Here is a 14,196-nt window from a genome sequence, read left to right on the forward strand (position 1 = left end):
GTCATGAAATACATCGTCGCGCTGGCCTTTCTGGCCATCCTCGCCAGCCTGGGTTCGGCCCTGTTCTTCATGATGAAGGACGGCCGCAACGGGCAACCCAAGACCGGCCGCATGGCCCGGGCCCTGGGGTTTCGCGTGGGGTTTTCCATCCTGATCTTCCTCTGCATCCTGCTGGCCTGGAAATTGGGTTACATCCAGCCCACCGGCATCGGCGCCGGGCAATAAGGCTGCGCAAGGGCGCCACCGGAAAGACAAAAGCCGCTGATGGACATTCAGCGGCTTTGGTCGTGAGCAGCCTAAATTAGAGCCAGTACACCAAGATGTAGAGGCCCAGCCAGACCACGTCCACAAAGTGCCAGTACCAAGCCGCGCCTTCGAAGCCGAAATGGCGTTGGGGCGTGAAGTGGCCCTTCATCAGACGCAGCGTGATGAAAAGCAGCATCAGCATGCCGACGAACACATGCAGCCCGTGAAAACCAGTCAGCATGAAGAACGTGGAGCCGTAGACGCCGGATGAGAGCTTGAGGTTCAGGTCGGTGTAGGAGTGGTAGTACTCATAACCTTGCACGAACAGGAAAACCAAGCCCAGCAACACGGTCAGCCACATGAAGCTGATGGTTTTGGCACGGTTGCCTGCTTGCAGGGCATGGTGGGCGATCGTCAACGTCACACCCGAGGTCAACAGCAGAGCCGTGTTGATCGTGGGCAGCCAGAAAGGACCCATGGTCTGGAAAGGCTCGATGATGCCGGCCGGCGAAGCAGTGGCGCCCGGTGCCATGCTGGGCCAGACGGCCTTGAAATCAGGCCAGAGCAAGGCGTTGTCCAGGCTGCCCAACGCAGGCACGGAATGCGCGCGCGCCCACCACAGGGCGGTGAAGAAGGCGCCGAAGAACATCACCTCCGAGAAGATGAACCAGGTCATGCTCCAGCGGTAGGAAATGTCGATCTTGTGGCCGTACTGGCCGCCTTCGCTCTCGGCGATGGCATCGCGGAACCACTGGTACAGAACGAAGAGCCACCAGACCAGACCCAGCGCGAGGGACCATTTGCCCCAATCGTGCCCGTTGATCCATTGGCCGGCGCCCAGGATGACGAAGAACAGACCGATGGACGCCATCACGGGATGGCGGGACGGGCCCGGCACATAGTAGTACGGGGCGCTGCCGTGTGCGGTGGTTGAACTCATGTTTACTCCAATCCTTCGCTTGGGTTTTCTTCTTGAATCAAAAAAACTGGTCTGAACCGTTGCCTAGGCCGACACGGCGATCTTGACCGCGAGCATCAGCAGGCCGATGAAGATGAAGACACCGATGATGCCGGCGGCGATCAGGTGGTACGGCTTCAAGCGTCCGATATCGTCCTGAAAGTCCTTGCCCCTGCGTATGCCAAGGAAGGACCAAGCCACGGCCTTGGCTGTCGCCCAGAAGGACGAACCTTGCGCCTGCTCCTGAACCGTCTTGGGCTCGCTCATGAAGCCCCCTGCCCTGGCGTCGTGTGCGCCGCCGTGGGCGCGGGCGGCGTCTTGCTGCCGACCTCGAAGAAGGTGTACGACAAGGTGATCGTCGTCACGTCCCGGGACAACTTGGGATCGATCACGAAGACCACGGGCCATTCCTTCTTTTCACCGGGCGCCAGGGTGTACTCGTTGAAGCAGAAACATTCCAGCTTGTTGAAATGTGCCGCCGCCTGGCGGGGCGCATAGCTGGGGATCGCCTGCGCCGACATGGGCCGATCCTGGACGTTCTGGAATTCGTACATCACGGTGACCAACTCGCCCGGGTGCACCTGCATGGAGCTTTGGGCTGGCTTGAACTGCCAAGGCCCGCGCGCGTTGGCGTCGAACTCCACCGTGATGGTGCGAGTGGCGTCGACCTGGGTGTTGGCGGCGACCTGCTGCGGACGGCTCAGGCCACGCTCACCGATGGCCAACACATTGATGCCCGTGAACTCGCAGATGGCTTGGTAGAGCGGAACCAGCGCGTAGCCGAAGGCGAACATGCCCGCCACGATCACCACGAGCTTGCCCGTCATGCGCAGATTTTCACGCCGCAGGTTCATGGCCACGCCGTCCTTGCCCGTTCAACGCCCAAAAACCACGAACTTCGCGACAAAGCCGCAGAAGAACACCAAGGCCACCGACGCCAGGATCAGGCCCAGGCGAAGGTTGGCTTTTTTCTGTTCAGGTGTGCTTGCCATGACGCATGCGTCCTTCGTTCCGGGTGGGGCTCAGCCCACGATCTTCGTCGCCGTGGCGTCGAGCTTGGGCGGAGTTTCAAAGGTGTGGAAAGGCGCGGGCGAGGGCACTTCCCACTCCAGACCTTCCGCGGCTTCCCACGGCTTTTGCGGTGCCTTTTCGCCCTTGCCACGCATGGCCGGCAGCACGATGTAGAGGAAGAAATAGACCTGCGCCAGACCGAAGCCCAGGGCGCCGACCGAGGCGATCGCGTTGAAATCGGCGAACTGCATCGGGTAGTCGGCGTAACGGCGCGGCATGCCGGCCAGCCCCAGGAAGTGCATGGGGAAGAAGGTGATGTTGAAGGCGATCATGGACCACCAGAAGTGCAGCTTGCCGCGGAACTCGCTGTACATCACGCCCGTCCACTTCGGCAGCCAGTAGTAGACGCCAGCGAACATCGCAAACAAGGAGCCCGCCACCAGCACGTAGTGGAAGTGGGCCACCACGTAGTACGTGTCCTGCAGCTGGATGTCGATGGGCGCCATCGAGAGGATCAGGCCGGTGAAACCACCCATCGTGAACACGAAGATGAAACCCACGGCCCACAGCATGGGCGCCTCGAAGGTCATGGAGCCGCGCCACATCGTCGCCAGCCAGTTGAAGATCTTCACGCCCGTGGGCACGGAGATCAGCATGGTGGCGTACATGAAGAAGAGCTGGCCCGTGACCGGCATGCCCGTGGCGTACATGTGGTGCGCCCAGACGATGAAGGACAGGATGGCGATCGAGGCCGTCGCGTACACCATGGAGGCGTAACCGAAGAGCTTCTTGCGCGCGAAGGCCGGCACGATGGCGCTGACGATGCCGAAAGCCGGCAAGATCATGATGTAGACCTCGGGGTGGCCGAAGAACCAGAAGATGTGCTGGTACATCACCGGGTCACCGCCGCCGGCGGGGTTGAAGAAAGTGGTACCGAAGTGGCGGTCCGTCAGCGTCATGGTGATGGCGCCAGCCAGCACGGGCATCACGGCGATCAGCAGGTAGGCGGTGATCAGCCAGGTCCAGCAGAACAGCGGCATCTTCATCAGCGTCATGCCGGGCGCGCGCATGTTCAGGATGGTCACGATGATGTTGATCGAGCCCATGATGGACGAGGCACCCAGGATGTGCATGGCGAAGATGCCCGCGTCCATGGAGGGGCCCATCTGCAGGGTCAGCGGCGCGTACAGCGTCCAGCCCGCAGCGGGTGCGCCACCGGGCATGAAGAAAGAGCCCACGAGCATGGCGGCCGCCGGGATCATCAGCCAGAAGCTGAAGTTGTTCATCCGGGCGAAGGCCATGTCTCCGGCGCCGATCTGCAGCGGGATCATCCAGTTCGCGAAACCCACGAAGGCCGGCATGATGGCGCCGAACACCATGATCAGTCCGTGCATGGTGGTGAGCTGGTTGAACAGCTCGGGGTTGACGACCTGCAGGCCAGGCTGGAACAGCTCGGCGCGGATCAACAGGGCCAACACGCCGCCGATCATCAGCATGGTGAAGGCGAACAGCAGGTACAGCGTGCCGATGTCCTTGTGGTTGGTCGCGAAGACCCAGCGCCGCCAACCCGTCGGGGCATGGTGGTGATCGTCGTGGTCATGGGCATGACCGGCGTGGTGGGGGTGGTCAAGAACGGCGCTCATGATGACTTCCTTCTACAACTCTTTCGATGTTCTCTCGCGGTCCGCCGTCGCCCTCAGCGGGCGGCCTTCACTTCGGAGGGCTGGACCAGGAAACCTGTCTTGTTCGACCAGGCGTTCTTGGTGTAGGTCATGACGGCGGCGATTTCGGTATCACTCAATTGCTGCTTCCAAGCAGGCATTTGACCTTTGCCATTCAGCACGATAGCAAGCTGCTTGCTTTTGTCAGCATCCCGCACCACAAGTGAACCGTCCAGTGGCTTGTTGGAACCCGTCCCCTTACCATTCGCCAAGTGACAGAACGCGCAATTCGCGGCATAAACCTTCTCGCCACGGATCACCAGGTCGTTCAGCACCCAGACCTTGTTCGGATCGTCCTGCTTGGCGGCCATGGCCTTCTTTTCTGCTTCCACCCACACCTTGTAGTCATCGGCGGAGACGACCTTCACATGGATGGGCATGTAGGCGTGCTCCTTGCCGCAGAGCTCGGCGCACTGACCGTAGAAATCACCCGTCTTCTCGGCGCGGAACCAGGTGTCGCGCACGAAACCGGGAATGGCGTCCTGCTTGATGCCGAAGGCCGGCACCATGAAGGAGTGGATCACGTCGTTGGCGGTGGTGATGATGCGCACCTTCTGGTCGACCGGAACGACCAGCGGCTTGTCCACCTTGAGCAGGTAGTCATCCGTGGGCGGCGGGTTGCCGGACGCGGACATCACGCGATGGCTGTTGTCCAGCGTGGACACGAAGGCGATGCCCTCGCCTTCACCCTTGAGGTAGTCATAACCCCATTTCCACTGGTAACCCGTGACCTTGATGGTGAGGTCCGCGTTGCTGGTGTCCTTCTGGGCCACGACGACCTTGGTCGCGGGCAAGGCCATCAGGATCACGATGATGAAGGGCACGACCGTCCATGCGATTTCGACGCCGACGGACTCATGGAAATCGGCCGACTTCGCACCCTTGCTCTTGCGGTGCTTGAAGATCGAATAGAACATGACGCCGAACACGCCGATGAAGATCACCGTGCAGATGATCAGCATCATCCAGTGCAGCCATTGCTGCTCGGCGGCGATCCGCGTCACCGCGGGGCCCAGGTTGAGCTGATTGACGGCCGGACCGCCAGGCAGATCGTTGACGGCCGCGTGAACGGCGGCGAAACCGGCCGTCGCGGCCCAGACTCCCACGGATGCGCCAGCCGCGAGCAACAGTGAAGCCAGTTTGTCTGCAATGCTCTTCATCATGTTCACTTCTTGAAGGTCTTGAATATTCTCGGACTGCCTGCACTTTAGCGGCAACCGCACAGACAGGCGGACAAAAAATGCCCGCAGTCCGGCCTGTGGCAATCTGCAGCGGCGGATTGTAGCCGAGCCCTTTTGGGGCTCAATCACGGTGCCGCTGTAGTTGAGTGCGCAACTCATCCACGGAAAGCCGCATTTCGGGCGTGACGGACAACCTGCGCTCGGGCCGCAGGGCGTGGCCATAGATGATTTCGAAAGTCAGCTTCAGTCTGCCCTCCTGAGCGGGGTCGGCCAGGCGGCCAAGCTCGGTCAGCAGGCGCTTGCGCCAGTCCTTGCCCCGCAAGCCGGGGAAACGCGCAGGGTGCAGATTGCGTCCCAGCTCACGCAGTTCCCGCAGCAAACGCTCGGGCGAGTCGAAAGTCAGCTCGACGCGCTCCATGTCCATCACCGGCTCGGCGAAGCCGCTGGCCACCAGCATGTCGCCCCAGTCGTGCATGTCGGTGTATTCGTGCGCGGGCGGGGGCCAGCCCAGCGCGGCATAGAGCGTGCGCAGCTCGCGCAGGGTGTCCGGCCCGAAACAGGAAAACATCAACAAGCCATCCACCGCCAGGGCTTCGTGCCAGGCACGCATCAACGCCAGGGGGTCGGCGGCCTGGTGCAGGCTCATATTCGCCCAGAGCAAGTCAACGGGCGCCGCCGAGGACGAGGACGGTTGTAGCCAGGCCTTGCGCCGCCTCCACCAAGGACCACGCGCCAGACGCCAGGCCACATCGGCTTCCTCTGGCACGGCGGCGTGCAAGGCGACAGGAACACCGGGGTAGCGCCGGACCAGGGCTTCGTGCACGGACAGCCCCCCGCGCACCGGTTCCCAGTGCAACCAACTGCGCGGCTGGCGCACGATCCAGCCCAAACGCTCTTCCATGCGTCGCGCCACCTCTTCATGCAGCCAGGCCGAGGCGAGACGACCATCAATGGTGTGAGGACCCTGTAACCAGCGCCTGGCAGCGACCGGATCGATCGTTGGGGGACGGGAATCGTTCATAAGCAGCGCGCGAGTATAGGAAGATCGGCGCAAAACCGCCGGGCGCTCTGCCAAACTCCGTCCATGTTCCGCGCTTTGCTGTCCCGACTCGCCCCTGACCGCCTGCTGCCCAGCCAATGCGCGGTCTGCCGCGCTTGGCCCGCCACGCCCCTGTGCACGGCCTGTAAGCGCCGATTCGCCGCGCCTCGACCGCGCTGCCGCGCCTGCGCCCTGCCAGTGGCCGAGGGCATGGACATCTGCGCGATTTGCCTGCTGTCGCCCCGGAGCGGCGGGGACGCTGGCGGCCAGGGAGCACTGGACCGCTGCCATGCTGCGGTGGATTACGTCTGGCCCTGGAATGATCTGATCAGCCGTTACAAATTCGGTCCCGAGCCAGGCTGCGCTCCGGCCCTGGCCGCACTGATGCGCGCCACGCCCGGGGCCGCCGAAGCCCTGGACGAGGCCGACGCCCTACTACCCCTGCCGCTGACGCAGGCCCGCCTGCGCGAACGCGGCTTCAACCAGGCTCTGCTGCTGGCACGCGAACTCGCGCCGCGCAAGATCCGCGCGAATTGTCTGCTGCGCCTGCGCCACGCGCCGGACCAGCACCACCTTCCCCGCGCCGAGCGCCTGCACAATGTGCAAGGTGCCTTTGGCATCGCACCCGGCAAACGGCACCTGATTGAAGGGCAACGCCTGCTGCTGATCGATGACGTGATGACCACGGGTGCAACCCTGAACGCCGCCGCAGCGGTGCTGCGCGAGGCGGGTGCCGTGGAAGTCTCTGCCCTGGTGCTGGCGCGCACGCCCGTCGAAGGGCTGTGATGGGCGCACTGACGGAGCGGGAACGATCCGGGGCCAGCGACAATCCGGCCCATGTTCCGCATCGTCCTGGTCCATCCTGAAATCCCGCCCAACACGGGCAATGTCATCCGCCTCGCCGCCAACACCGGTTGCGCCCTGCACTTGATCGAACCGCTGGGTTTCGCGATGGAAGACCGCCTGCTCAAGCGCGCCGGGCTGGACTACCACGAGTACGCTGAAGTACGGCGCCACACGGACTGGAACGCCTTTCTGGCCACGGAGCGGCCCAACCCCGAGCGCATGGTCGCGCTGACCACACGGGGCACACGCGTCGTGCACGACATGGCGTTCCTGGCCGGGGACTGGCTGGTGTTCGGCTCCGAAACCGCCGGACTACCTGCGACGGTGCGAGAAAGCTTTGCGCCCGCGCAGCAACTCCGGCTGCCCATGCGCGCCGGCCAGCGCAGCCTGAACCTCAGCAATGCCGTGGCAGTGACGGTGTTCGAAGCCTGGCGGCAGAACGGTTTCGCGTCATAGACCCGTCCTGCGCCGCCCTCACGGATAGCGTCGCACCAGGGCCTCCGCCACGCACACCGGCTTGTCCGCGCCTTCACGCTCCACAGTGACCTCCCAGGCCAGTTGGAGACCGCCGCGTTCGATGGACTCGGCGCGCATCAGCTTCATGCGCGCACGCAGGCGGCTGTTCACGGGCACGGGCGCGGTGAAACGAACCTTGTTCAACCCGTAGTTCACGCCCATGCCGGATTCGGCGATCTCGAACGCCATCTCAAAAAAGCGAGGCAGCAGCGACAGGGTGAGAAAACCGTGCGCGATCGGCCCGCCGAAAGGCCCGGCCTTGGCGCGCTGTTCGTCCACGTGGATCCATTGGTGATCACCCGTGGCCTGGGCGAACAAATTGATTTGCTCCTGCGTGACGGTGATCCAGTCGCTGACGGCGACCTCCTGCCCCACGCAGGCGGCCAACTCGGCGAGGGTACGGAATGTTCTGACGGGGGTGCTCATGGGCCCGGGTCTCCTTGTCTTTCTGTGCTTCTTCGGGAGGGGCCACTGTAGCGAGGAAAACCGTCTTCAGGCGTCAAGCCAGCGACACAGCTCGGTCCACTGGGCCAGGTCTTTTTCCACGCGACCGGGCGTGACATCGAACAGCGTCAAGCCCTGGGCCGCGAGGTGCACGTAGTTCTGCGTCTCGCGCAGGCAGGCCAGCAAGGGCAGGCCCAGGCTTTCAACAAACTCGCGCAAATGCTCGGCCGCCAGAGTGCGCGCGTGCACGCGCATGCCGACCACGCCCATCTGCAGGTTACGGGGCGCCAGCGCCTTGATCTCGTCCAGGAAGGCCCGGGTCGCGAAGATGTCGAACACGCTGGCTTGCAGGGGCACGATGAGTTTGCTGGCATGGGCCAACGCATCCTTCAGTCGCGCGCCGGTGAAACCGGCTGGCGTGTCCAGCACCACATGGGTGACGCCCTTGGGCAGCTTGGCCACCTTGCCCGCGCCTGGAGCGCCGTCCACCATGTCCCAGCCGACGATGGGCGCCGCCGTCGGCGGGCGCAGACTCAGCCACAGTCGCGAGGACTGCTGACGGTCCGCGTCGCCCAGCATCACGGCATGGCCGCGGCTGGCGTAATACCCCGCCACCTGGGTGGACAGCGTGGACTTACCCACGCCGCCCTTGGGATTGGCAATCACAACAATCGGCATCGGACGCTCCCTGCTGTTGATGGCCGCCGGCACCAAGGTGCCTGACGGGCTGCGACGATGTTAGCGCAGCGCGCGGACCTCGCGATCCGCCCGGCGCTCAGGGACGTTCGTCGCGGGCGCGCCGTTCGCTGGCCTCCCAGTCGTGGCCTTCCTTGCCCCGGTGCGCGGTTTCCTCGCGCAACTGGCGCTCCAACTCCTCGCGGCTGGTGCGCACGGCCTGGATGTAGTCCTTGAATTCGGCCTGTTCACGCAGGCGGGCGAAGGCTTCGACCTGCCTTTCATTGGTGCGCCGGAAGGCGTCCGCCATTTCCTTGGCCTCGTAGGCCCCGACGCCCAAGGCCTCCAGTACATGCCGCCCCAGGCGCAGCGAACTTTCGTACACCTCGCGCTGCACCACATGCGCGCCGATCTTGCGCAGTTCGTAGTAGTGCGCGACGTCGTAGGCACGGGCGTACACCTGCAGATGCGGATAGGCCTGGCGGGCTCGCTCCACGATGGTCTGGGCGGCCTCCTTGTCGTCCACGGCCACCACCAGCACCCTGGCCTGGGCCGCACCCGCGGCCTGCAACAGGTCCAGCCGGGTGGCGTCGCCGTAGTAAACGTGGAAACCGAACTGCCGCATGCTTTCGATGTGCTCGGCGTCGTTGTCCATGATGGTGCTGACCACACCATTGGCCAGCAGCAAGCGACCCACCATCTGACCGAAACGCCCGAAGCCCGCGATGATGACCGGGCTCTGGTCCATCTCGGTGTCATAGGCCCGCTCGGACTCGTTGATGCGTCGGCGCGCGCAGCGCGAGACCCAGCGGCCATGCGCGATCAGCATCAGCGGCGTGAGCACCATGGACAGGATGATCACCGCCGAATAAATGGAATTGACCTCGGCCTGCATCAGACCCACCGAGGTCGCGGCCGCGTAGAGCACAAAGGCGAATTCGCCACCCTGAGCCATCAGCACCATGCGTTCCAGTGCGACTTCGTGGCTGCTCTTCACCAGCCGCGCTATGCCATAGATGGCCGCCGACTTGAGCAGCATGTAGGCCATCACGCTGCCCAGCACCAACGGCCATTGCGCGGCGATGACGGTCAGGTCCATCGACATGCCGACCGCGAGGAAGAACAAGCCCAGCAACAGGCCTTTGAATGGCTCCACGTCAGCCTCGAGCTGGTGGCGGAAGGACGACTCGGCCAGCATCACGCCCGCAATGAACGCACCCATGGCCGTCGACAGGCCGCCCAGGTCCATCCACAGGGCCGCGCCCAGCACCACGAGCAAGGCCGTGGCCGTCATGACCTCGCGCGAACGCGCGGCGCTCAGCAGCACGAACAGCGGGTTCAGCAACCACCGGCCCACGGCCAGCAGCACCAGCAAGGCACCCAGTGCCAGACCGATGTCCAGCAGGCGCGAGAGCCAGCCCGTGGCTTCGTGGCCGCCCGGTGCCATGAAGGTCACGATGGCCAGCAAAGGCACGATCAGCAAGTCTTCCAGCAACAGGATGGACACCACCTTCTGGCCCGCCGGGCTGGTCAGTTGCTTGCGTTCGACCAGCATCTGCATGACGATGGCCGTCGAGGTCAGCACAAAACCCGTGCCAGCCACCCAGGCTTGGGCCCAACCCAGGTCCTGCCCCAGCAAGGCCCCAATCACCACGCCCACGGGCGTCAGCAGCGCCATCGCCAGGCCAACCTGCAGCACGCCCAGGCCGAAGATCTGCCGCCGCATCTGCCACAGATGGGCAGGCCGCATTTCCAGCCCGACGATGAACAGGAACATCACCACGCCCAGTTCAGCCGTCTGCAGGATGGTGGCCGGGTCATCGATCAAGCCCAACACCGAAGGGCCAATCAGCAGGCCTGCGGCCAGATAGCCCAGCACTGCCCCCAGGCCCAGGCGTTTGAACAATGGCACGGCAATGACGGCCGCCGCCAGCAGCGTGACCATGGGCACGAGATTGGGGCCGTGGGCCGCGCCGCCCGCCGCAGCCACCTGTGTGATGGCGTCGGCGCTCATGCCTTTTCTCCCAAAAGTTGCACCAGGCGCCCCCGGTAGTCTTGAGCCGCCCGCGCCAGTGCCACGGCGTCCAACTGGCCCGTGCCATACAGCACATGCGGCTCCAGCCACTCCATGCCACAGTAGAGGGCCGTCTGGCGTATCGGTGCCGCCATTTCATGCACCGTGTGCTGGTTGTAGCCCGAGGCACTGTAGGCGGTCTGTGAGCCGCCCGCCGTCACGGCCCAGAGCAGGCGTTTGCCCTGCAAAGCCCGCGCGTGTTGCCCCGCGCCGTCATGCCCATAGGCCCAGCCATAAGCCAGCACCTTCTCGAACCACAAGCTCAGCAAGGCGGGCGTGTGGTACCAACGCATCGGGTGCTGCAGCACGATGGTCTCGCTCTCGGCCAGAGCCGACTGCTCAGCCGCCACGTCGATGTGGAAATCGGGGTAGAGCGCGTACAGGTCGCGTGTGCGTATGCCTGACAGACCGTCGACCGCCTGTCGCAAGGCCCGGTTGACGCGTGAATGCAGGGGATAAGGATGGGCGTAGATGAGCGTGAGCATGCGGAAGAGATTCTGCATCACAAGGCCCGCGCTTGCGCCTGCTGCTTGACATAACGGCTTGGAAGGGGGACGACTCAGAGCGCGCGCGTGGCGCGCCGCGCCCAGAGCAGGGTGCAAGCCAGTTCGACGCTCAGGCGACCGTTGCGCGCGAGATCCTTGCTGTGGTCGGCGTAGCCCAGTCTGAGGATGAAAGCGTGAGCCGAAGACCGTGGAAGTCTCCGGTGGCCCGCACCACCGCGCTGTCCAGCAGCGCCCCTCACAACAGCGCCTGCATACCCCAGTCACTCTACTTTTATGTGCGTCAGCGCACCGACTGCCGCGCAGTCCGGCTTTATCGTCGATGCACTGTAGAAGCCGACGCCGCGCGACGCGCACCTAAAACCTTAATGGCTGTGAAGTCCGTCAAGAACGAGTTCGCTGTTCACCCTTGAGTGATCGGCTCCGGTTGCGAATTTTTTTTCACACCCATCCAAGGAATCAACATGTACTGGATCGCATTAAAGGCAACAGGAAACAGATCAAGGCGCAATCGGGCTGCCTGGATCGTCTTCGACAAGAACTAAGGAGAACATCATGGTTGTAGCTCTGTTGCTGGTCGTCCTCATCCTGGTGCTGGTCTGACCGGTTTGTGGGATGCGCCGTTGGCCTGGGCCTGGACACCCCCAAAAGACGAAAGGGCCACAAGGGCCCTTTCGTCTTTTCCTGAGCACCAGTCGATCCGGTGCTCTTCAGCGAGAGGCTCAGACCAGACGCAGATCAACCACGATGTTGCCGCGGGTGGCGTTGGAATAGGGGCAGACCTTGTGCGCCGTGTCCACCAGATCCTGCGCCACGGCACGGTCCATGCCCGGCAGGCTGATGGCCAGACGCGCGGCGATGCCGAATCCCTGGGGGATGGGGCCGATGTCCACTTCAGCGTCGATGAACGCATCAGCCGGGACGGCAATCTTCTTCATGCCGGCCACATGCTTGAGCGCGCCCATGAAGCAGGCCGAGTAACCAGCGGCGAAGAGCTGCTCGGGGTTGGTGGCACCACCGGCGCCTCCCATGGCCTTGGGCGGGGACAGCTTCACATCGAGCAAGCCATCGTCGCTGGTGGAACGACCTTCACGGCCGCCGGTGGTGTGGGCCTTGGCGGTGTAAACAACTTTGTCGAGAACGGTGGGCATGGTGAGCTCCTGGTGGTGGTGAAAAAACGAAAAGGAAAAATGCGTCAGGCTTGACTGGCCTGCAGGCGATCGCGCAGCTGCTGTACCTGATGGGTGAGGGCTGCGATTTCGCCCAGGGAACATTGCATGGCTTCCAGCATGCAAGCGGGGATGGGTTCGGCCTTGGCCTTGAGTCGGCGCCCCGTGGCGGTCAACTGGATCAGCACGCGTCGCTCGTCGGCGGTGTCGCGCAAGCGGCTGATGTAGCCAGTGGCCTCCAGCCGCTTGAGCAGGGGCGTGAGCGTGCCTGAATCCAGGTACAAACGCTCGCCGATCTCCGAAACCGTCAGGCCATCGCGCTCCCACAGCACGAGCATGGCCACGTACTGCGGATACGTCAAACCCAATCCATCCAGGTGCGGCTTGTAGGCCTTGGACATCGCATGGGAGGCCGAGTACAACGCGAAGCAGAGCTGGTGGTCCAGCTGCAGCACTGCGTCGGAGGGCATGGTTTTGTTCGGCATGGGCTGTATTATCGCTTCAAATTAAATTTGACACAATATATTTAGCATTACCCCTTCTTGCATCAAGGATGCGACCGCAGTCAGCGCCTGGGCGCCTCGTATGGAGGTTCAGACCTTTTCGAGCAGCAAGGCGATCCCTTGGCCCACGCCAATGCACATGGTGCACAGGGCATACCGTCCGCCGCGCTGGTGCAACTGGCTGACGGCGGTGGTCACCAGGCGCGCGCCGCTCGCGCCCAGCGGATGCCCCAGCGCGATTGCGCCGCCCCAGGCGTTGACGCGCGCGTCATCGTCCTTCAAGCCCAGTTGGCGCAGCACGGCCAGACCCTGCGCGGCAAAGGCTTCATTGAGCTCGATCACGTCGATCTGGTCCAGCGCCAGCCCGGTCTGCGCCAGCACCTTCAACGTGGCCGGGGCGGGGCCGATGCCCATGATGCGCGGCGCCACGCCGGCGGTCGCCATGCCGACCACGCGCGCGCGTGGCGTCAGGCCATGCCGGGCAGCGGTCTTTTCGTCAGCCAGTAGCAAAGCGCAGGCGCCATCGTTCACGCCGCTGGCGTTGCCTGCCGTCACCGTGCCCTCAGGCCTGACCACGCCCTTGAGCTTGGCGAGTGCCTCCAGGCTGGTTTCGCGCGGGTGTTCGTCCCGGTCCACCACGATGGCCTCGCCTTTCTTCTGCGGGATGGTCACGGGCGTGATTTCGGCGGCGAGGTGGCCCGCCTTCTGCGCGGCCACGGCCTTGAGTTGCGAGGCCAGGGCCATGCGGTCCTGCGCCTCGCGCTCGATCCTGAAATCGGTCGCCACGTTCTCGGCCGTCTCGGGCATGGAATCGACGCCGTACCGCTCCTTCATCAGCTTGTTGATGAAACGCCAGCCGATGGTCGTGTCGTAGACGGCGTTGCTGCGGCTGAAGGCGGACTCCGCCTTCGGCATCACAAAGGGCGCGCGGCTCATGCTCTCCACGCCACCCGCGATCATCAAGCCTGCTTCACCCGACTTGATCGCGCGCGCCGCACTGCCCACGGCATCCAGGCCCGAGCCGCAGAGGCGGTTGATGGTCGCGCCCGGCACCTCGATGGGCAGGCCCGCCAGCAACAGAGCCATGCGCGCCACGTTGCGGTTGTCCTCGCCGGCCTGGTTAGCGCAGCCATAGAGCACGTCGCTCACCGCGCCCCAATCGACCTTGGGATTGCGCACCATCAAGGCCTTGATCGGCACCGCGCCCAGGTCGTCGGTGCGCACGGAGGACAAGGCGCCGCCGTAGCGACCGAAAGGTGTGCGGATCGCGTCGCAAATGAAGGCTTGCTGGCTCATGAAATCTCCTGGTT

Annotated in this window: 17 protein-coding genes; 3 read left to right on the forward strand and 14 right to left on the reverse strand. The window is 64.0% G+C overall.

Features of this window, described 5'->3' with window-relative positions:
* Window positions 1-3 precede the first annotated feature (3 nt).
* The gene (locus AZ34_RS16595) at window positions 4-225 is read left to right on the forward strand and encodes a twin transmembrane helix small protein (protein WP_035610149.1); all 222 of its coding nucleotides are present in this window, start codon (window positions 4-6) and stop codon (window positions 223-225) included.
* A gap of 76 nt (window positions 226-301) precedes the next feature.
* Here AZ34_RS16595 and AZ34_RS16600 read toward each other — a convergent pair whose 3' ends face one another.
* From AZ34_RS16600 to AZ34_RS16625, 7 genes are all read right to left on the reverse strand, one after another.
* Complete coding sequence (locus AZ34_RS16600; RefSeq protein WP_035610151.1) at window positions 302-1,186, reverse strand: cytochrome c oxidase subunit 3; 885 nt, start codon at window positions 1,184-1,186, stop codon at window positions 302-304.
* Between the two features lie 63 nt (window positions 1,187-1,249).
* Window positions 1,250-1,471, reverse strand: a complete 222-nt coding sequence (locus AZ34_RS16605) for a DUF2970 domain-containing protein (protein WP_035610153.1) — start codon at window positions 1,469-1,471, stop codon at window positions 1,250-1,252.
* On the reverse strand, window positions 1,468-2,058 hold the full coding sequence (locus tag AZ34_RS16610) for a cytochrome c oxidase assembly protein (RefSeq protein WP_035610155.1): 591 nt from the start codon (window positions 2,056-2,058) through the stop codon (window positions 1,468-1,470). The genes AZ34_RS16605 and AZ34_RS16610 overlap by 4 nt, the downstream gene beginning before the upstream one ends.
* Window positions 2,059-2,079: 21 nt before the next feature.
* A complete protein-coding gene (locus AZ34_RS18810) occupies window positions 2,080-2,196 on the reverse strand; it encodes a cytochrome oxidase small assembly protein (RefSeq protein ID WP_231495557.1) in 117 nt (38 codons plus the stop codon).
* Window positions 2,197-2,226: 30 nt separating this feature from the next.
* On the reverse strand, window positions 2,227-3,858 hold the full coding sequence (gene ctaD / locus AZ34_RS16615) for a cytochrome c oxidase subunit I (protein ID WP_035610160.1): 1,632 nt from the start codon (window positions 3,856-3,858) through the stop codon (window positions 2,227-2,229).
* 53 nt (window positions 3,859-3,911) lie between these two features.
* Window positions 3,912-5,096, reverse strand: a complete 1,185-nt coding sequence (coxB, locus tag AZ34_RS16620) for a cytochrome c oxidase subunit II (protein WP_035612034.1) — start codon at window positions 5,094-5,096, stop codon at window positions 3,912-3,914.
* A 142-nt stretch (window positions 5,097-5,238) separates the two neighbouring features.
* Window positions 5,239-6,138: a hypothetical protein gene (locus tag AZ34_RS16625; RefSeq protein WP_035610162.1), complete on the reverse strand. Its 900-nt coding sequence runs from the start codon at window positions 6,136-6,138 to the stop codon at window positions 5,239-5,241.
* Between the two features lie 63 nt (window positions 6,139-6,201).
* On the opposite strand from AZ34_RS16625, the gene AZ34_RS16630 reads away from it, so the two are divergent.
* Together AZ34_RS16630 and trmL are read left to right on the forward strand one after the other, a co-directional pair.
* Window positions 6,202-6,942: a ComF family protein gene (locus tag AZ34_RS16630; RefSeq protein WP_035610164.1), complete on the forward strand. Its 741-nt coding sequence runs from the start codon at window positions 6,202-6,204 to the stop codon at window positions 6,940-6,942.
* A 51-nt stretch (window positions 6,943-6,993) separates the two neighbouring features.
* Window positions 6,994-7,458: a tRNA (uridine(34)/cytosine(34)/5-carboxymethylaminomethyluridine(34)-2'-O)-methyltransferase TrmL gene (gene trmL / locus AZ34_RS16635; RefSeq protein WP_035610167.1), complete on the forward strand. Its 465-nt coding sequence runs from the start codon at window positions 6,994-6,996 to the stop codon at window positions 7,456-7,458.
* Between the two features lie 18 nt (window positions 7,459-7,476).
* On the opposite strand, the gene AZ34_RS16640 is transcribed toward trmL, so the two are convergent.
* The 7 genes from AZ34_RS16640 to pcaF form a co-directional block, all read right to left on the reverse strand.
* The gene (locus AZ34_RS16640) at window positions 7,477-7,944 is read right to left on the reverse strand and encodes a MaoC family dehydratase (RefSeq protein ID WP_035610169.1); all 468 of its coding nucleotides are present in this window, start codon (window positions 7,942-7,944) and stop codon (window positions 7,477-7,479) included.
* A gap of 66 nt (window positions 7,945-8,010) precedes the next feature.
* The gene (locus AZ34_RS16645; RefSeq protein WP_035610172.1) at window positions 8,011-8,640 is read right to left on the reverse strand and encodes a ParA family protein; all 630 of its coding nucleotides are present in this window, start codon (window positions 8,638-8,640) and stop codon (window positions 8,011-8,013) included.
* 97 nt (window positions 8,641-8,737) lie between these two features.
* Window positions 8,738-10,651: a monovalent cation:proton antiporter-2 (CPA2) family protein gene (locus tag AZ34_RS16650; RefSeq protein ID WP_035610175.1), complete on the reverse strand. Its 1,914-nt coding sequence runs from the start codon at window positions 10,649-10,651 to the stop codon at window positions 8,738-8,740.
* Window positions 10,648-11,196: an NAD(P)H-dependent oxidoreductase gene (locus AZ34_RS16655; RefSeq protein WP_035612037.1), complete on the reverse strand. Its 549-nt coding sequence runs from the start codon at window positions 11,194-11,196 to the stop codon at window positions 10,648-10,650. The genes AZ34_RS16650 and AZ34_RS16655 overlap by 4 nt, the downstream gene beginning before the upstream one ends.
* Window positions 11,197-11,936: 740 nt before the next feature.
* A complete protein-coding gene (locus tag AZ34_RS16660; RefSeq protein ID WP_035610178.1) occupies window positions 11,937-12,365 on the reverse strand; it encodes an organic hydroperoxide resistance protein in 429 nt (142 codons plus the stop codon).
* A gap of 44 nt (window positions 12,366-12,409) precedes the next feature.
* Window positions 12,410-12,868, reverse strand: coding sequence for a MarR family winged helix-turn-helix transcriptional regulator (locus AZ34_RS16665; RefSeq protein ID WP_035610179.1), 459 nt, complete (start codon window positions 12,866-12,868; stop codon window positions 12,410-12,412).
* A 108-nt stretch (window positions 12,869-12,976) separates the two neighbouring features.
* The gene (pcaF, locus tag AZ34_RS16670) at window positions 12,977-14,182 is read right to left on the reverse strand and encodes a 3-oxoadipyl-CoA thiolase (protein WP_035610182.1); all 1,206 of its coding nucleotides are present in this window, start codon (window positions 14,180-14,182) and stop codon (window positions 12,977-12,979) included.
* Window positions 14,183-14,196 lie beyond the last annotated feature (14 nt).

This window comes from Hylemonella gracilis str. Niagara R, from assembly GCF_000600295.1.
Taxonomy (GTDB): Bacteria; Pseudomonadota; Gammaproteobacteria; order Burkholderiales; family Burkholderiaceae_C; genus Hylemonella; species Hylemonella gracilis_A.